The sequence below is a fragment of the Ruegeria sp. SCSIO 43209 genome, assembly GCF_019904295.1.
GTDB lineage: Bacteria > Pseudomonadota > Alphaproteobacteria > Rhodobacterales > Rhodobacteraceae > Ruegeria.
On the sequence record NZ_CP065362.1, the window covers coordinates 106,155 to 125,140 of the forward strand.

16 protein-coding genes are annotated in these 18,986 nt (G+C 55.2%); 5 read left to right on the forward strand and 11 right to left on the reverse strand.

Annotation, left to right across the window (positions count from 1 at the left end; genetic code table 11):
* Window positions 1-4 precede the first annotated feature (4 nt).
* The 4 genes from I5192_RS19975 to I5192_RS19990 all read left to right on the forward strand — a co-directional run bounded on the left by I5192_RS19975 (window position 5) and on the right by I5192_RS19990 (window position 3,077).
* Entirely contained in the window at window positions 5-754 is a 750-nt protein-coding gene (locus I5192_RS19975; protein ID WP_370644475.1) for an aspartate/glutamate racemase family protein, read from the forward strand.
* A gap of 100 nt (window positions 755-854) precedes the next feature.
* Window positions 855-1,583, forward strand: coding sequence for a TSUP family transporter (locus I5192_RS19980; protein WP_170511778.1), 729 nt, complete (start codon window positions 855-857; stop codon window positions 1,581-1,583).
* A gap of 16 nt (window positions 1,584-1,599) precedes the next feature.
* A complete protein-coding gene (locus I5192_RS19985; protein ID WP_223118600.1) occupies window positions 1,600-2,616 on the forward strand; it encodes a D-cysteine desulfhydrase family protein in 1,017 nt (338 codons plus the stop codon).
* 116 nt (window positions 2,617-2,732) lie between these two features.
* Complete coding sequence (locus tag I5192_RS19990; protein ID WP_223118601.1) at window positions 2,733-3,077, forward strand: RidA family protein; 345 nt, start codon at window positions 2,733-2,735, stop codon at window positions 3,075-3,077.
* A 446-nt stretch (window positions 3,078-3,523) separates the two neighbouring features.
* Here the strand turns inward: I5192_RS19990 and I5192_RS19995 are convergent, their stop codons facing one another.
* The 11 genes from I5192_RS19995 to I5192_RS20045 form a co-directional block, all read right to left on the reverse strand.
* Window positions 3,524-4,612, reverse strand: a complete 1,089-nt coding sequence (locus I5192_RS19995; protein WP_223118602.1) for a ferritin-like protein — start codon at window positions 4,610-4,612, stop codon at window positions 3,524-3,526.
* Window positions 4,609-6,513, reverse strand: a complete 1,905-nt coding sequence (locus I5192_RS20000) for a GMC family oxidoreductase (RefSeq protein WP_170422667.1) — start codon at window positions 6,511-6,513, stop codon at window positions 4,609-4,611. The genes I5192_RS19995 and I5192_RS20000 overlap by 4 nt, the downstream gene beginning before the upstream one ends.
* Complete coding sequence (locus tag I5192_RS20005; RefSeq protein WP_170732660.1) at window positions 6,510-6,986, reverse strand: hypothetical protein; 477 nt, start codon at window positions 6,984-6,986, stop codon at window positions 6,510-6,512. Before I5192_RS20005 ends, I5192_RS20000 begins: the two co-directional genes overlap by 4 nt.
* Window positions 6,973-7,914, reverse strand: a complete 942-nt coding sequence (locus tag I5192_RS20010; protein ID WP_223118603.1) for a hypothetical protein — start codon at window positions 7,912-7,914, stop codon at window positions 6,973-6,975. The genes I5192_RS20005 and I5192_RS20010 overlap by 14 nt, the downstream gene beginning before the upstream one ends.
* 85 nt (window positions 7,915-7,999) lie before the next feature.
* Window positions 8,000-11,317 (reverse strand): adenylate/guanylate cyclase domain-containing protein, encoded by a 3,318-nt coding sequence (locus I5192_RS20015; RefSeq protein ID WP_223118604.1) that lies wholly within the window; start codon window positions 11,315-11,317, stop codon window positions 8,000-8,002.
* Window positions 11,318-11,525: 208 nt separating this feature from the next.
* Window positions 11,526-11,894, reverse strand: coding sequence for a putative quinol monooxygenase (locus I5192_RS20020; RefSeq protein WP_170561940.1), 369 nt, complete (start codon window positions 11,892-11,894; stop codon window positions 11,526-11,528).
* A gap of 331 nt (window positions 11,895-12,225) precedes the next feature.
* Entirely contained in the window at window positions 12,226-13,458 is a 1,233-nt protein-coding gene (locus tag I5192_RS20025; protein WP_223118605.1) for a Tm-1-like ATP-binding domain-containing protein, read from the reverse strand.
* A gap of 73 nt (window positions 13,459-13,531) precedes the next feature.
* Window positions 13,532-15,016, reverse strand: a complete 1,485-nt coding sequence (locus tag I5192_RS20030) for an aldehyde dehydrogenase family protein (protein ID WP_223118606.1) — start codon at window positions 15,014-15,016, stop codon at window positions 13,532-13,534.
* Between the two features lie 5 nt (window positions 15,017-15,021).
* Window positions 15,022-16,554 (reverse strand): tripartite tricarboxylate transporter permease, encoded by a 1,533-nt coding sequence (locus tag I5192_RS20035; RefSeq protein WP_170635784.1) that lies wholly within the window; start codon window positions 16,552-16,554, stop codon window positions 15,022-15,024.
* A 10-nt stretch (window positions 16,555-16,564) separates the two neighbouring features.
* Window positions 16,565-17,101, reverse strand: a complete 537-nt coding sequence (locus tag I5192_RS20040; RefSeq protein WP_170394014.1) for a tripartite tricarboxylate transporter TctB family protein — start codon at window positions 17,099-17,101, stop codon at window positions 16,565-16,567.
* Between the two features lie 62 nt (window positions 17,102-17,163).
* Window positions 17,164-18,093 (reverse strand): tripartite tricarboxylate transporter substrate binding protein, encoded by a 930-nt coding sequence (locus I5192_RS20045; protein WP_170394012.1) that lies wholly within the window; start codon window positions 18,091-18,093, stop codon window positions 17,164-17,166.
* 109 nt (window positions 18,094-18,202) lie between these two features.
* On the opposite strand from I5192_RS20045, the gene I5192_RS20050 reads away from it, so the two are divergent.
* Complete coding sequence (locus tag I5192_RS20050) at window positions 18,203-18,982, forward strand: IclR family transcriptional regulator (RefSeq protein WP_170596484.1); 780 nt, start codon at window positions 18,203-18,205, stop codon at window positions 18,980-18,982.
* Window positions 18,983-18,986: the final 4 nt, after the last annotated feature.

Consider the following 18,986-nt stretch of genomic DNA (forward strand, 5'->3'; position numbering starts at 1 on the left):
CCTGATGACAATGCCAATTTATCAAGGCGGCCAGAATATCTGCGGGGCCTCAATCGGTGTGCTTTGCCTTGAAAGCTATTTCCCAAAGCCACCGGGCCATATCAAGAACCCGTCCAGCCTGCCATTTCCGGTTCTGTATGAAATGATCGACGGGGTGACTGTCCCGACACTTCTGAACAACCCTACGCCGGAATTGCTTGAACCCTTCATCGAAGGTGCCAGACGGCTTGAGGCCGAAGGCGTGCGCGCCATTACCGGCAGCTGTGGCTTTCTTGCGCTGTTTCAAAAGGAACTGGCGGCAGCGGTTTCTGTTCCCGTCTTTGCCTCCAGCCTGATCCAAGTGCCGCTGGCTTATCACATGACCGGCGCGAACGCTCCGGTGGGTGTTTTGACTGCAGACGCGTCTGCTTTGACCGCCCGGCATTTTGAAGGCGTCGGTGCCGCCGGTGTTCCGGTGGCGGTGAAGGGACTGGAGGACACTAGTGAATTTGCAGAAGTGATCTTGCGGAATACCCGCACCCGTATGGACACAGACCTGATCGAGGCCGAGGTCCTGAACGCAGCCCGTAGCCTGATGCTTGAGGCCCCTGATATCCGCTCGCTGGTTTTGGAGTGTACAGACCTGCCGCCCTACGCATCGCGCCTTCAGGAAGAACTGCGCCTTCCCGTGTATGATCTGACGACACTTGCGCAAATGGCACATTCCGTAGCGGCCCGCGAGCTATACTCTGGATTGATGCCCTGGCAGCGTTAGTGCGTGCCAATCAATTCGAATGAAGGAATGACATGGACCATGGCCGTAACCTCAGGATATCTGAGGTCTTGCAACAATGCCAAAGCTGCAGGAGTGCTATGTGACCATTGATCTGTCCATTTTGATGGCCGCCATTTGCCTCGGGGCAATGCTGCAGGTTGGCGTGGGCATCGGTTTCAGTATCATCGCGGGTCCCCCGATGATGATCCTGCTCGGCACCTCGACGGCAGTTCCCATATTGCTGTTGCTGAATACCCTTGTGTCGGTAGTCGCGACGGACCGTCATGTACTAAAGAACAACAAGCCACTCATTCTTAATGCGATCATCGCATGTTGTGTCGGTGTAGCTGCCGGTCTTACTGTTTATCCGTTGTTGAACGAGGCGTTTGTTCTGGCCTTGACGGCCTGCTTGTTGTTGATCGGTTTAATCACCACCCTGCTTCCCTTGCGCGGCACAATCGGGCGTTTTGGGTTTTCAGCCATAACAGGACTGTCCGGGCTTGCGACCGTCTGGGCAGCAACACCGGGCCCACTTATGGTGTTTGGTTTGATCGCAAAGGGCCGTTCAGCAAAAGAGGTGGCCAAGTTGGTGCAACCCATCGCGCTGGTGGCTTATGGCATTGCATTCCTGTTGCACAGCCTGTCCGAAACGCAGGCCATCACATACGGGCCGCAACTGCTCGGCTTTGTCATAATCACGCTGGTAGGCAGCCTGCTTGGACGGGCAGGGGGCCCTTACTTGCCGCAATCGGTCGTCATAGCCGCGATCCGCGTGGTTTCTTTCATCGCTTGCTGTGTCCTGTTCCAGCGCGCCTATATGATTGCATAATCCCGGGAGGTACACGATGCAACGAAACGACAATCTGGAGAGATTTCCTCGCGCCCGGCTTATGTCGGGCCCGACACCTCTGGAACGTTTGGACAGGTTGTCGGCGGAATTGGGGATCGATCTCTGGCTCAAGCGCGATGATCTGACGGAGCTTGTGTTTGGCGGCAATAAAACACGGCAGCTCGAATTCTACTTCGGCGATGCTCAGCAACAAGGTGCCGATACCATTCTAATCACCGGTGCTGTTCAGTCCAATTTTGTCCGATCTGCAGCTGCGGCGGCCGCTAAGCTGGGGATGCAATCCGTGCTTCAATTAGAAGAGCGTGTCCCAGATATGGACGAAGAGTATTACAGGTCCGGGAACGTATTTTTGGCACAGATTCTGGGTGCCGAGCATATGAGCTATCCCGAGGGCGAAGACGAAGCTGGGGCCGACGCGGCATTGCACGCGCGTGCTGACGAATTGAAGGCCCAAGGCCGCACGCCATACGTCATTCATCTGGGCTTGAATCATCCACCTCTGGGGGCGTTGGGCTATGTCGTTGGCGGACAGGAATTGTGCGCCCAGATGCCCAATTTCGATGCGGTGGTTGTGCCGTCAGGCAGTGGTGCTACGCATGGCGGTTTGCTAACCGGTCTAGCACTGGAAGGCAGCACGGCCCCGGTATTTGGAATATGCGTGCGCAGAGATCGCGAGAAGCAACACGCCCGCATGATGATCGTTCTACAGAACCTTGCAAACTTGCTGGATGTTGATGCCGCTCGATTGCAGGCGCGGATCGATGTCTATGACGATGCATTGCCGCCAGGTTACGGCAAAGTGAACGCAAGAACGCGTGCCGCACTAGAAAAAATGGCACGGACCGAAGGGGTTTTCCTCGACCCGGTTTATTCCGCCAAGACATTCGCCGGTTTGATGCATCTGGTTGAAAGCCAGAAGATTAAACCGGGTCAGAAGGTCATTCTGCTGCACACCGGCGGGCTGCCGGCCCTTTTTGGATATCAAAATGAACTGGCGGACAATCTGACTTGAATGAACCTCGGCCTCGTAATGCCGGCTTCTGATCTATGGCTCCCATTGGCATTTAAACGCTTGTGCCGTGGGCAGCTCAAATCACTGCTAAATTCAACAATGAGAAAGTACAAGTTATGACAATCACCCGCATCGAAACCGGTCAGCGCATGAGCCGGATCGTCAAACACAACGGCGTTGCCTACCTGTGCGGTCAGACTTCGGACGCGCCGACCGTGGCAGATCAGACGCAGGACATTCTGGCCAAGATTGAGGATCTTTTGCAAAAGGCAGGCAGCGACAAGACCCGCATCCTAAAATGCGAAATCTGGTTGGCGGATATGGCAGACTTTGCCGAGATGAATGCCGTTTGGGACGCTTGGGTGCCTGAAGGCCACGCGCCCGCCCGCGCCTGCGGAGAATCCAAGCTCGCCCGTGATGTATTGAAGGTCGAAATGATCGTGACGGCAGCTTACGACTGAGCGGCGGCTGATTGCGGTTAATAGGGTAGGTTTTCTGGACCTTTGCAAGTCCAGTCCCTCGGAGATTGAGCTATTCACGGTCCAGAAAACACCCTAGGTCTTCGCTTCAGCATTCGCGTGCCCACATTTGCGTCTCTGAAAGCGATTGCTGACGGGAGATGACGGCGATGCGTTAGTTTCGCAGTTTCACCACCAACTGGCATGTGATGCGCGCCCGGTGGGTTCATATCGATTGACCGAAGTCATCGTCGTGGATTCAAATCCTCACGCATCCTGGGTGAGTCAAGAAACAACGCACGATAAATAGCGCTATTCGAGTGCTATCTCAGATCATTTTGGCCGATTCAGGACTTCGCTATGCTGCTGTTAATACAGCAAATTATTGCTTTCCGAATTTGACCAAATAGCTGCGGCGTGTATTCATCGACTTGCAACGAAACGAGCGATCAACTCTTTCTCTTTGCAAGATACGTCCAGGTTGGTCCGGCAGTTTCCCCTGATCCATCCGGCAAAGGAATACGCATCAATTTCTGCGCCAGAGACTTGATGTCATACATTGCTGGGACCAATGACCTTAGCGCAGTCTTGTCCGTGTTGAACGCAATGTGAAGACCATCAAGCAGGCCGGACCAGGCCGCGTTAAATTCGGCAGATATTTCTGCGATCTCTGGCGCGTTCTTGAAGTCCCTTTCGGACGGATCATCCCGCATCGGGGATACCGCGCTCCAATCGACGATGAGGTCGCCACCGGTGGGCGGGCCGTCTATGCTGTCATCTGGTTTATAATACCGGCTGTGCAGGATTTCGTTGAATTTGAAATAGTGCGCAACATCCTCGCGGTGGTCAGGGCCAGGGATGATGTCATTGTCGCCAGCTCTGTGACCAAGGTCTGCGCCTTCCCCTTCATCCATGATTTTCTTTATCGCCTTCAGCGCGGCCTTACGGCGCTGCGACGGGGTACCAATCACCTCGATCACCTCACCTCCAGCTCCGAAATAGTCGGCGTTGGTGATTTGTCGTACCTCATTACCGGTAAAAATCGCGGCATCCCCATAAGTATTACAGGCTTTGCGCAACCTTTCCCGGATGTAGATGTAAAAACCTCCGATCGTATGATAATCACCGCTTTTCGCAGCTCTTTCATCTTTTGGTGCCGTTTCAACCGCACGAAAGCTTTTGATTTGGTCCGGCGTGAACCGGCGTAGATAAACAGTTGGACCGCGCCCGTTCAGCAGTGGCTGGGGGTATTTGGGTAGCAGCTTAGGATTGTTCAGCTCCGGAGTTCCGCCAATTGAATTCATGACATTCGCCGCAAGAACCATGTGGAGCATTTCTTCGACCATAACCTGCCGGATCACTTCGATGGGTTCGGCGTTTACGATTGTTGGCTCAGACCGGTCATACTGGCCTTGTTCGAGGATCGAATAACACGCAGTCGCATAGGGAGGAATGGTAGTGAGTTCAAGAATAAGCGCGTCCTGAAACAGTTTACACAGTGTCGCGCGCTCTTTCTCCAGTTTGTCTTTCGAGGTCATTTTGCCCCCCCTTTCCGAACAGCATCCGATATTGCTCTGGAGGCTCGGTAAGCCATTGCCGACATCGTGAGTGTCGGGTTCGATGTTGCGATTGTTGGCATCGATCCGGCGCCTACCATCCACAAATTGTCGTGATCCCAGGTTCGCATTACGTCATTAGTCACCGAATTGCGCGGGTGCGTTCCGATCCGATGGGTTCCGACAAGATGACCTGCGCCAAAGAACGTATATCCCCGGCCGTCATAGGTGAAATATCCGGCGTCAGACGGATTGTAGGCCGTGTGGTTTCGAATACCCAGGCGCTGAAAAATCTGCGTACAGGTGTCGTACGCCGTCGCCAAACCGGCCCGCGAATAGTCATCCAGATCATAGCTGATCACAGGGCGATATTCACCCATCGGTGTGCGATAGGCGGGATCAATCGTGACTCGGTTGGTCGAGCGGGGCAGTTGTTCGACCATCGTACCGATGCGAACCTGTCTTTGAACATCGTGATATAATTTGTCACGAAGCGCTTTGCCAAAGAGGTTCTCCTGTTCAACAAAGCGCGCCACATCCGTGTTTGGGGCCCCGGTGGCAAAGTTCCAGCCCCAGTTTCCGATCTCAAGCCTATGGGCGGCAGTTCTGTCACGAAAGGTCCCGTCCCGGAAATTGGCGTAGCTTGACGTCGATCCCGGCCCACGAAACGGACCAACCGGCTCGGGCGCGGAACCCCAAGTCATCATGTAGGGATGATCCATCAGGTTGCGGCCCAGTTCGCCGCTGGTCCGACAAATCTCGGAAGCCAGCGCAAGAGTTACGTTTTCCACCGCTCCACCAGCAAGGACGTATTGTTTGCCCTTGGCACGGCGCAGTTCGTATTGCGCAACACCGGAGAACGAGTATTTCTTGTACACGATACCCGAAACCCGACCGCTTTCGGCAAGCTCGACCTTGGACGCCACGGCTTGCGTGATTGTTTTCATGTGATGTTTGCGAATGTGCTTGGCATCTTCCAGCGTCTTCATCGCATTGTATTTTGCCTGAATTGGGCAGATCGGAATGCAGCTTGAGTTGCCCTCGCACCGCTGGCCCATATAGGCAAATGGACCGGTCGATCCTCGCGGGCGAAACTGATACCGCATTTTGCGACCCACGGGTATACCATTGGCATTCTTTGGCTTACGCGGGGTTGAGTTGCGGCCTTGCGGCGTGCGTGAGACTTTCAGTTTGACCGTGTCTTTAGGGTCTTCGCCAATTTCAATGGGCATGCCGTCTGCCCGGGCAAAGAACCCGTCGATATAAGACGAGGGTATCGAGTGCATGGGGAAGTCATATCCTTTGGCAAAGTACCCACGGTTATCATGCTTGCCTGAGGTCTTTATTCCCAGCGCTCTGGGTGTCTGTTCCTCGGCGTCTGCTGAGACGCCGATTTCCCACTCGGCTCTTTCATAGTCGGATCTAATATCCTTGTAGCCAAATGGCCAATCGACCCCCTGGCCGAACCTGCTCTGCATTTCGAAATCTGCGGGCATCATCCGAAGACTGGTGCCCAGCCAGTGCAAGGAGGTCCCGCCATAGGCACGCAGATAGTTGCTGCCAAACGGCAGCGGCCCGCGCTGAACAAAATACCCGTTTGTGTCCGGTTCGGTGCCGCGAACCGCCGTGATGTCCAGCACCGAGGGTGACGGCAAAGTCGGTAGATCCGGATAGGGTGAGTTCGGTGTTTTCGCCAACGAGAGGTAGTACTGATCCAGATAGGATCGGTAGGTCTCCCACGTTTTGCCATGATCCGCACCGGCCTCGAGGATCAGAACAGTGTGCCCTGCTGACACAAGCTCTTTCGCCAGAATGGCACCGGAAAATCCTGCCCCTACAATGACCACATCATAGGTTCTGTCGTCGTCTGTAATCGCGTTCATTGGCCCGCCTCCCGTTTCCGAGGAGGTTCAAGCGCCCAAGCACCAAAACCCTGCTGCTTTGCCCCCATGGGATGGGCACCGATGGCGTCCCAGACCAATCCCTCCTTGTACGAGCGTGTCGAGATGATCTTGACCACATCAAAGCGAGAAGCGCCGTAGCTTTCGCGCCATTCTTGCGAAAGCGGAACCCACTGACCCGTGTACCAAAGCTGAATCAGCGAACGCGCAATCGGGCCAAGGCACCTGTCCGACAGATAAGTTTGGCGGATAATCTGATCATCGTCCCCTTGCCCGAGGGATTGAGCGTGAGACAGAAACCGGTTCAAAATCTCTTCTGGTAGAACCTGTCGGAATTGATGCCAGTATTCCCCGGTGCACCCGGTCCCTTGCAACTCGGCACTATTGTAACCCGTCAATGCCGCGCTGACCGTCAGGAAGGCCTGATGGGCGGGACTGTTGTCATGCTGTGACATGGCGGTCTCCATCAATGGCATCCACGTAGAACCCGCGCGGCTCGAAGCAGGCGGGGGGGCTTTCAAAAACCTGTACGGCGACAGGGGTGAAGTCGGTGAACAACCGATGCATGTCCCGTGTCATCGGGAAATCGTTGTTGCCGAGTTTCAGTTTGAATTTCTTGGCGATGCGCTTGCCGTCCTTGTTGTCCAGCATTGCAGTTTCGAAGAGGCCCGAGATTGTCCAGCGGGTCCAAACAGTGCGGCCAAGACCGGTCGCGAATTCTGGGATCGGAGTGCAATTTGTTGTCGTCCACTGATTGCCGCTGAGCTTTCCCAAATCGGCGGTCAAATCGTAGACGATGGTTTGCGGGTCGTCGGGGTTGACCAATTGAATCCACCAGGATTTCGGAGAGATTGGCGGATGGCCTTTCATCTTGGCGTTCAGCGACGGCACCTTGTAATTGAACTGCCCCAGAAACTTGGGCTCACCAAAGGCCTGACGCCCAGCTTTGACAGCAACCGCATTGTCTGCGGCTACGTGTATTCGCAGATGCCCGATGGTCTTGGTCTGATCGCGGCCGTGCAGATACTCGGTCAGGGACATCTTCGGAACGCCGGGCACCCGGTTCGAAGGGTAAGCCAGAAGGTTAAATTCAACCTCGTTCACAAAGCCCAAGGAATTGTCATAGTGGGCGGTGTAGCGTTGAAAATTCAATAGAATGACAGCTTTGTTCTTTCCATTTTCATCGGGGAACTCCGCCACGCACAATCCTGTACCCTTGACGAAGGGTTTGGCGGCTTCGACCGAGGTATACCAATACATCCATTGGCATTGCAGAGAGGCATAATAGAAGGGAAACGTATCAAACTGCTTGGGCAGTTTTGGCATGACACCGGTGACATTCGTCTGATGGCAGCGGTCACCTTTTGATTTCTTCTTAGTCATAATGGCTATGTCCTCCCGACTGGCTTTGACTATCTCGTATTTTTTAAATGTCCTGTGAGGAGCTCTCCGTTTTTGCAGTTCCAAGTTAACTCAGAATAGCGCGTGTCTCGGCCAAATCCGGACCATCGAACCCGGCGACTTCTTCAACCGCTTTTTTGATCCGGTTCAGGCAATCGGGGGTTGGATCAAGCTTTGCCAGCTCTTTGATCGTACGCAGCAGCGGACCAAAATGCCCGCGGTCCAGCGCCAAACTGACAGCCTGCTCGAAATGATCGATACACGCTTCTTCATGACCTTGGGCAAGCGCCAGACGTCCTCTTAGCCGGGTCAAACCGACAATCCAGAATTGTTCCCCCCCACCCAACGTGATCTGCTCGGCTTCGTCCAAAAGCTCTTCTGCGAGTTCGAGATGTCCGTGCAGGATGGCCGCGTCTGCATAAAGATACAGAAAGAAACTCAACCCCAGCCGGCAGCCGGTATCCCGCCATTCCTGAAGACCAAGTTCGATTTCCTTCAGCGCGCCGTCGCCCAACTCGTTCCGGCGTGCCCATCCGTTCATGATCCGCGCCCATCCACGCCAGAACTGAAACGAGTACTCCTCTGAAAGCGCAATCAGATTGGCCGAGCTTTCCAGTACAAGGTCTTCATCACCGCGGAACTGCGAGATCCAACCCAGAAATGCATTTGCAAAGGATTGACTGAAGGGATGCGCTGTTTCTTCCGCGTGAAGCACGGCCTTTTCGATCGCTTCCAAAGCGCTTTTCGTGTCGCCTGACAACCAGCAAGACAGCGCACGATATCCCTGAAGCGCGACGGATAGATCAACGACGTCAAAATCCAGCCCCATGAACCGGTGCTCAAGCGACAGATTGACATCAATCCCTGCCTGCAAATGCGTTAGGGCGTCCTGCGGCTGGCCAAGATATGTCTGCAGCGAGCCAAGTGATCTCTCGGCGGATACAATAGCAAGAGGGCTTTTCAGATCCTGACAAAGCGACACCAGGCGATCCGCATTCTGTTTCGATACAGCATATTCGCCCCCCAGCATTGTCGATCGGAACTGGCCATAGACGACTTTGAACAACCGCTCTGTTTCGCCGTATTCACGACACAAATTTTGTGCCCGGGCATATGCGGAAAGGACCGAATTGTGTGCGTATCCTCGTACAAACGCCAAAGGAACCGCGATGGTGATTTGCAGATCAATCTCGCGCCGGTCGCGGTCTTGCGACGCAGGCAGTTCCTGCAGACATTCCAGGGCGTGCTGCAGATGGGTGATGGCCTCAACATTTGCAGAATGATCCAATGCCTGGCGCGCGGCCCGCATAAGGTTGAGCTCGGCCGCCAAATAATCACCGGCCCGCCAATAGTGATGGCCCAGAATCTCTGGCTCGTGTTTAACAATTTCCTTGTAGTTCTCTTCAAGAACCGCCGCGATTTGACCGTGCCATCTGGACGCTGTCGAACGCAGCATGGATTGATACGCCGCATCCTGTACCAAGGCGTGACGGAACCGATATGTGTCTTCCACGCCTCTCAGCCCGGCGGGAACAATCAGCTCTGTTTCAAGTAGCTGCTCCAACGCTCTGGTGATTTCCTGGTCGCTCCATTTCAAAACATGGCTAAGCAGGTTTCTTTCAAAGTTGCGCCCGATTGCGGCAGCGACCTGCACGATTTCGCGGCTGGCGGATAATCGGTCCAGCCTGGCCATCAAGGAATCCTGCAGAGACTCCGGAATCGCCATGGACAACTCGGCCTTGCTTTGCCCCCGGCTTGCCAGCAGACCGGATTCCATCGCCATTTTAGTCAGTTCTTCGACAAACAGCGGCACGCCATCGGTTCGGTCTGCCAACTGGGTCAGAACCTCATCCGAAGGCCGGATCCCCGAAATGCTTTCAACCAGTTTGAAGATATCGCGCCGGACCAGACGGTTCAGCTCCAAGGTGGTAACATGTGACTGGTTTCGCCAGGGTGACTGGAATTCACTGCGGGCCGTCATCAAGACCAGGCAGCGTCTACTTGACAGTTGCTCAACCCATCCGTCGACAAACTCAAGCGTGGAAGCATCGAACCAATGTACGTCGTCTAGCAACAACATCAGCGGTGAAGATTGTTCTAAGCCTGCGCAAAGCCGCAGCAACGCTTCGATCAACGCACCCTTTTCCCGTTCAGGCGCCATTGGTTCAGCCGGGATTGAAGTGTCTTCCAGCGCCACTAGGCGCAGAATGGGCATAACACAGTCAGGATCATCGAGACCGAGTTCAGACAAAAACCCGATGATCTTAGCCCGGTTCTGTTCTGGAGTCTCATCAGGTGTCATTCCGGTCAACGCCGTAAGCGCGTTTTTTATCGGGTGAAATGCGCTGCTTTGATGAAGCGGTGAGCCGAACAGAATGAATTGCGACGCATCTTCTTCGGCCAGGTCATCGCTTAGCCCAAAGGCGATCTTAGATTTTCCGACACCCGCATCGCCGGTCAGCAACAGCACTTGCCCTTCACCTTCCAGCGCACCCTCCCACCGAGATCGGACCAAGGCAATTTCCGCCGTCCGACCGATGGTTGGTGTTTTGTCGTGTGAAAAGTCTTTGCGCCCCGTTTCGAACCCCAAAACCTTCTGCCGGGCCTCAAACAGCTCTAGCGGAGCGCTAATCCCTGCCAATTGCGGCGCGCCCAAAGACACAAAGTCGAGCCGTTCACCAATCAGGCGTCGCGTCACCTCGGAGATCACGACTTGCCCGACCTCGGCAACGGACTGAATACGGGCCGCCACGTTCGGTGTGTCTCCGAACAGCCACATCTTTTCGTCCAATGACGAGCTGTTGGCGGTGCCAACAACAACGGGTCCGGTATGCATTCCGATGCGAACGTTGGTCGCAACCGGCTGGCTGGAAAATCCAACTTCAATACCCTCTGCCATCTGGGTAATTTCAAGCGCGCACAGCGCGGCCGAATAGTGACTCGCCTCTTGCGCGACGGGGTAACCAAAGACAGCCACAACACCATCACCTGCATAGTTTGCGATCTCACCGCCAAATTTCGCAACCGTGCTACCGACCAGATCGCGATATTGGGTGATAAGCTCACGATAGTCTTCGGGATCAAATTTTTCGGACAACGCGGTAGAACCAACCAGATCGCAGAACATGACGGTCAGTTGCCGCCGTTCCGCAACATTTTCAGGTGCGGGCGTTAGTGGCGGTGAATTGTCTTGCTCTGACTTTTTGACCGGCGCTGATCCGACCACAGACGCACCGCAGGCCGTGCAGAACTTTGCCTTTTGCAAAGCTGGGGCTCCGCACGCTGTACACGTAAGGGACAGGGCGTTTCCACAGCTTTGGCAATACTTCGATCCGGCAGGATTGGCCGAACCACAATTTGGGCAATTAACGTCAGGACTTACCAAAATGGTCGCCTTCGTAAGTTTAGATAGATCAGGTCAAAATTAGAAACGATAGAACGAAATCACGGCTTCTTATAACATAATATCAACAATGCGTCGCCCAACAATTCCTGATGGATGAACCAGGCTGCAACTTTACCCTGCGCAAAGCCCCGTGGATCAACAAAATTACAGGGTTTCCTTGGGGCGGCCGGGATCGCCCGACCTACCTTTAGCCGTTGCTCGACCCAGCTTCGGGGCGTACGAATCCCTGAATGCGATCAACGTTCATGACCTGAAAGAATGGGCTCTTGCTCCCTGGGGCAGAAAGAAAAAGGTGACCACTTTTTTTCAGGAACTTCGAAAAATCCGATCCTTTGCTCAGGTGTTTTTTGAATGCCTTTTCGTTTTTGTAGATTTCCACGAACACAATCTTATCGTCATCGCATGGCGGAACCGAGTCAGCGCCACCTGAGTGCACAAGGTAACCCCAGGTATCAGGTTCGTTTTTCTTGACGTCCCTAGCAAGCCGCCGGAGTGCAGCAATACCTTCGGACCGGGTTTCTGGGTTCAGATACCAAATCGCAATCGTGGTTAGCATTTCCTCGCTCCTTTCATGGGTTGGACCGATCGTCTAAATGCGGGTCCAACGGTTTGGTTGCCGCTCAATATTGGCAACGTCACCGGCGGAACGGGTCGCTAATCCTGGGCATTTGTCGAGTTCAATTCTTCACTTACTGCGCAGGTCTTTGGCCACCTTGAACCGGTGACACGGTTCCGCCGAAAAATAGTCTTTGACAAGTATCCAAGCGGTGATGGTTATGCATCCAGCTGCAAGTCGGCCGCACGTGGAAGAATGCGCCCGAACTCACCGCCACCGAGGCTGTGTTTGACCTGCGTGTATATCATAAAGACGGGCGTAAATCCCGAATTTATGTTGTGACCACGCCTTCTGCGACCCATTCGTCGAACTGGGCCAATACATGATCGCAAAACGCGGCATCGTTGATATGTGCGTCTATTTCGGTCATAGGAACGCGCCCGGGCATGACTTTACGGGCCTCATCCATCATCTCGGCCAGGGCTTCGGGATCATACGCCTCTTCACCCTCCTTGTCCCAGGCTTCGACCCCGTGAACGGGCAGAAAAAAGTGAACCGGGCCAGTTGCGGCCTCCAATCGGTTGGCAAGCTCCCGCACCCAGGCACGGCGTTCATCGCCATTGAAGACCGAGCTTTTTATCAGGCGGTTGTGTTCATGAAATGGACGGTCGGCATACTGGTCAGGGATGTCCTGCCATCCGGCAAAGTCCAAAAGGTCCAGCGCGCCTGGCGCAACCAGCTGTGGTGTGCCCACACGCCCGGCATTTGTCACGCGATCCTCACCGCTGGAGACCACGGAACCCGCCATCAGGTTCCCGAATTCCTGCATGCAGAAGTCCATGACGCAGGCAAACGCCCCTTCACCCGCCAGTTTTTCGAATGCCATGCCGCCCATTCCGGTGGAATGAAAAACGGCAACCTCAAATCCACGCTCTTCCAGCGCCGGTTTGAGCGTTTTCATATAGCGCAGACACGAGGATCCAAGACTGGTCATCCCAATCAGCGGTTTGCTGCGATCCGGTATTGTGGCAGCCTTTGTGGCACCAACAACAGCGCCGGCCGCTTGCGCAAGCGAAGACTGGCAGATCGAATTCATACCATAGAGCCCCCCGGCCCACAGGATCATCTGAATGTCCGGAGCCAGTCGGTGCGGCGGGATCAGCGGAGAAAAACTGACGGTCGACACGATGTATTTCGGCACCCCCATGGGCAAGGCCTGTGCACAGTCCAGGGCCAGATCGGTGCCCATAGTGCCCCCGGTCGCCAGCATCCCGTCAAATCGCCCATCCGCATAGGCTTGGGTAACGGCCTTTGAGGCACCGTCTGACATCACGCGAAAGGCTTTGTTCTCGTCCCCTTGTGCGATGACATCTTCGATGGTCATTCCAGCCGCTTGGGCGACGTCGTGCTTGGAGATGTCGGTTGGCTCCAAAGGGTCGCCCAATACCGAGACATCCATCGTCAACACATCCGCGCCCTGCGCTTTGATCGCCTGTTCGATGAACCGCATCTCGGGTTCTTTCGTGTCGTAGGTCCCAATCAGCAGGATTGTCTTTGTGGTCATTGGTTCCTCCTATTAATGCGACCTATGGGCCCCAGACAAAGCGGTGAAGACATGTCGTACAGACACCCCGCAGTCAGAGCTTTATCCAGGCGGTTTTCAATTCAAAGTACTTCTCAAGCGCGTGCAAAGATTTGTCATGCCCGTTCCCGGATTGACCCACGCCCCCAAGCGGAACGGTCAGGTCCGAGCCGCCATAGGTGTTCACATGCATGACCCCGGTCCGCACTTCGGCCACCATGCGATGCGCGCGACTGAGGTTCGAGGTCCAAACTGCGCCTGCGAGCCCATAGACTGTGGCATTGGCAAGCCGGATCGCCTCGGCTTCGTCTTTGAAGGGGGTCACGGCCAAGACTGGGCCGAAGACTTCGTTCTGAAACAGATGATCCGTTTCTTTGACACCTGCCATAACTGTAGGGGACATATAGTAGCCCCCGGTTTCGGTCAGAATGCGGTTTCCGCCCGTACGACGTTCGGCACCTTCAGCTTCGGCCTTGGTAACGAACTCCAAATTGGCCTCTAACTCGGGCAGGCTGTGCACGGCACCAATCTGGCTGTTCAGGTTCAACGGATCACCAACGCGAAAGGCTGCGGCGTAGCGCGTGATCTCGGCGACAAAATCCTCGTAGATGTCCTGCTGCACCAGCAGGCGCGAGCCCGCGATACAGACCTGTCCGGAGTTGCGGAAAATCCCGGCGGCCGAGACCTTTGCAGCTTCCGCCAAATCGGGCGCGTCAGCGAAAACAATATTTGGAGACTTGCCACCCAATTCCAGATAGCAGCGTTTCAGATTGGACCGCGCCGAGTATTCCAGCAGTCGCCGACCTGTCGCGCCGGATCCCGTGAAGACCATGATGTCCACATCCATCGACAAGGCCAAAGCTTCCCCCGCGACCGAACCACGCCCGGTCACCACGTTGAAGGCGCCATCCGGAACTCCGGCTTCGGCAGCCAGTTCAGCGATTTTCAACAGGCTGAGCGATGCGCTTTCTGCCGGTTTCAAGACGATGGAGTTGCCCGCTGCAAGGGCAGGGGCGATTTTCCAGCTGCCGATCATCAGCGGGAAGTTCCAGGGCACAATCGCCCCGACAACACCGACAGGCGCATGATGCACGAGGCCCAGAACGTCATGGCTGGTCGGGGCAACCTGACCGTAAACCTTGTCGATGGCTTCGGCATAATACCGGAAGGTGGCGGCAGCCGAGAACGCTTCGGCCTTGTACGCCATGTTAATCTCTGTGCCATTGTCACGCACACCCAGTACCGCGATTTCAAGCGCGCGGGATTCGATTAGATCCGCCAGTTTCAGCAGAACCTTCTTGCGTCCTGCTGGAGCCATGCGCGACCACCGGCCATCCTCAAACGCTGCCCGCGCGGCATGTACCGCTGCATTAATATCCGCCGGGTTGCCCTCGGCGATTTGAGCGAGAGGCTGGCCGTCGATGGGCGACAGCACCTCATGCAGGGCGCCAGTTTCACCGGCACGGAAATCGCCATTGATAAAGTGTCCGCGTGGGGCAATCTCCTGCACGCGCAAGGCATCGATGGAAGACTGATCCATGAAAGCTATCCTTGTTGGTTCGGGTGGTCGGAATCCACGGCTGGGACATGGGGTTCGGGGCGCAGCTTGTTTTTGAACTCGTAGTACAGTGTGCGGAAATGCAGGATCAGGATCAGCACGATCAGGCAGAACAGGATGGCTGCGATGGGCCGGTCGATGAAGTCCAGTGGCGTCTTGACCCGTGCCATTGCGCTGCGAAGCTTGGTTTCCATGATTCCGCCCAATACCATGCCCAGGATGATCGGGACGATCGGCAGATCAAGCCGTTTGAGGATTAGGCCAAAGACACCAAACCCAGCAGCGATCGCGCAGTCGGTGATCGAGTTGCGTAAACTATAAACCCCGACAAAGGCTAAGATCAGGATCATCACACCCAGGAAGCGTGTGGGAATCTGAATGATCTTTAACAACAGGTTTGTCGAAAACAGCAGAAAGACCAGAACGATCACATTCAGCAGGATCAGCGCCATATATAGGGCCATGACGAAATCCATCTGGTTCTCAAACAGTTGCGGGCCGGGGATCACGTTGTGAACATAGAAGACCGACAGCATCATCGCCGTAAGCGCTTCGCCGGGTATACCGAGGGCGAGTAGGGGGATCATCGCTGCCCCCGGCACGGCGTTGTTCGCGGCTTCGGATGCCACCAACCCTTCGGGCGAGCCATCGCCGAATTTGTCGGGATTTTTCGAGCTTTTCTGAGCATAGGTGTAGGACAGAAACTGCGAAGTGAACTCACCCGTTCCCGGCACCATGCCCATGAATACCCCGATGCTTGAAGAAACGGTAGCGATCCGTTTCAGGCCCAACAGTTCCTTCAAACCTGCAAAGATATTCCCGCTGACATGGGTGTTCTCTGGAGCGTGGTTCTTTTCCAACAGCAAAAGAAAAGCCTGGCTGAGCGCAAACAGGCCCAGCACAACCACGATCAGGTCAACGCCTGACGCCAGCCAACTTTGATCGAATGTATAGCGGCGCGTATATTTGACGGGTTCCAGTCCGACCGTGTTCAAAAAGACGCCAAATGCAGCAAGCATACCTGCTGCAAAGATCTGTCCTCGATGGGCTAAAACGACCAGAACAATACCTAGCAACGCGGCCAAAAAAATCTCGCGGCTGCCAAAATGCGGGGCGATCATGGCCAACACGGGCGAGAGGACCATCAGGCAGATGATGGCAAAGACCCCCCCGAAGAATGAAGCTGAATAAGCCAGCGATAACGCCCTGTGGCCTTGGCCGCGCTTGGTCATTGGATAGCCATCATAGGTCGTCAGCGCATTGACCGCCGTGCCGGGCGTGTTGATCAGGATGGCCGGGATCGCGCCGCCATACATGGATGATCCGTAAATCCCCAACAACAAGGTCAGACCGACGATGGGCTCAAAGGCAAAGGTTGCGGGCAACAGGATGGCGATGGCAACGGCAGCGCCCACACCGGGCAGCGCGCCGATGATGACACCACCGATCGAGCCGATGAACAAGGCCACGATGACCTGCCATTGCAGCAGGATTGAAACACCGGACAGAAGGGTATCCATACGTGCCTCCCTACAAATATGTCAGCGCAAAGGCGCGGATCGAGTCGGGAAGGTATTCATAGACAGCCCCTGCCGGGATTTTGACTTGCAGAAACGCTCGGAACACGATGGTGACGACGAAGCCGAACAGGGCTGCGATGCCGATCGCGCCCGAGCCTCGAAACCCTGAGCGCAGCGTCAGAAACACCGCGAACAACATGGTGGACGGCAGATAGCCAAGCTGTGGCACCAGTAGGACATAAATCAGGAAATAAGCCACATATTCCAGAGACCGGACCCAAAACCCGACCTCGGCCCAACGACCATCGATCCGATCGGATAAGGCAGAGCTGAGCCAATGTAAAAAGCTGAACAAGACCATGCACCACACGGCAACGGTGGGCCACAGACCGGGTTGAGCAAACCATTTGGTCCGCTTGACGACCTGCGTCTGCTCCCCAAGCTGAGACAGCAGAAACACCGAGAAAGCCAGGAACAATACGGCAAAGACAATATCACCCGGACGGCGATACCGTTTGAACATGTCCTGAAGCGTTCTTGCGATCATTTCATCCTCCCAGCCCTATGAAGAAGGCGCGGAAATCACTGCCCGCGCCTCGATCCGGGGTGTTACTCGCCTAGAATCTCTTCTATTTTGGCGAATGACGCTTTATCTTGCTCGATCTGGGCATTCGAAGCATCGGGATCCTGCCAATAGATCAGCGCACCGGTTTCTTCGGCAAGCTTTTTAGCCTTGTCCGATTGCAGTGCTTTTTGGGCTGCGGCGGTGATTTTTTCGCGAGCCTCGGGCGGCGTGTCTTTGTGAACAAACAATCCGTTCCACAGCGCCAATGGCAGGTCTGGGTTAAGCTCAACCACTGTCGGCGTATCTGGTACCAGAGCGATCCGGTCGCCGCCGATGCTGGCCAGCACGTTCACTTCATCCAGACAGGGCAGAATAAGCTGGAGCGTGGTGTTGATGACATCAACGTCACCGGACGCCAAGGTGTTGCAGTCCAGCGCATCGAACGCGGCTTCGCTGGCAAAGTCGAAACCGCTGCTGACAGCGGCGGCAAAAGTAACCTGCGTGGGTGGCAGAACCGAGCCAAAGTGGCCGAGTGCCACGTCGTTTGACTTGCCGTGTTCCACCAACTCATCCCAGCTTTGGAACGGGGCGTCTTTGCTCGACGCGATTACGAACGGGTAGGTCAGGAAGATGCCGATCGGTTCAAACGGGTTCGGGTTCAATTCAGGAATACCAATCTCGGGCCCGATGACCGGAACACCAATCACAAACGACCCGATCGTATAGCCATCCGCCGGTGCTGTGGCGACTTCGACTGCGCCGGGGAAAGGACCACCACCGCCGCCGGGCTTGTTCACAACAGCTGCCGGTACCCCGTACATCGCCTGAAATTCATCTGCGATCATTCTGGTCAGGACATCTTCAAGATCACCCGGAGGCCAAGGAACCACAAAGGATACCGGCTTTTCGGGGTATTCTGCCAAAGCGGCCGTTGCAGAGGCGGCCATCACGGCTGCCGCAATAAACTTTTTCATTTACACCTCCCAGTGTATGGTTCATTATTTGAACCGTGTTAACAATAATAATCTTGCTTTGTTAAGTTCATTCTGTCAAGGATAACATCAACGTAAGGAGGCAAAACACATGGGTGCCGCACTTAATGCGCTAAAAATGCTGGACTTATTCTCAAACACGATGGCCGAAATTGGCCTGAGTCAGGCCGCGCGCCTGTCAGGGTTGAATAAGGCGACAGCCCTGCGTCACCTACGAGCGCTTGAAGAATTCGGGTTGATCGAACAAAACCCGCAGTCAAAGACCTATACCATCGGACCAGCTGCGCTGCGGCTTGCGGCACTGCGCGAGATTGCCAAACCCGGCCTTGAAGGCGCGCGCCAAAAAATGCACTTGGCCATGCAGGAGGTTGGCGAAAGCCTGCACCTAACGCTGCTGGAACAGGGCAGCCTGCAAACCGCCATCGTGGTTGAGACAACCAAGCACAGCGTTCGCGTCAGCCTTGATCCAAGCGAGATAATCCCGGTCAACGCGACTGCGGCGGGTCTATGTATGCTCAGCTTTGGCCCACCTTTCCTGCTGGATCGTCTGGATCAGGAAGCGCAGGTACGTTTCACCGAATCCACCCTGACAGACCCGGATCTGATCAAGGAAAAAGTTGCTCTGATCCAGCGGGCTGGCTGGGCCAACAGCAACGGCAGCTACGAAGAAGGTGTTTTTGGTTTTGCAACGCCAATCTTTGGCATCGATCAAATCGCCCTTGGAACCATTTCGATCGCCGTGCCCGAGATTAGAGCCACTTATGAGCGCCTGCCCTTGATCCTGAAATCCCTTCAATCCCTCTCGCGCGATCTGACCGCAAATTTCGGCGGCCAAATGCCCGAGGCCTTTCCAACCGAGTTCCACCCATGAGCGA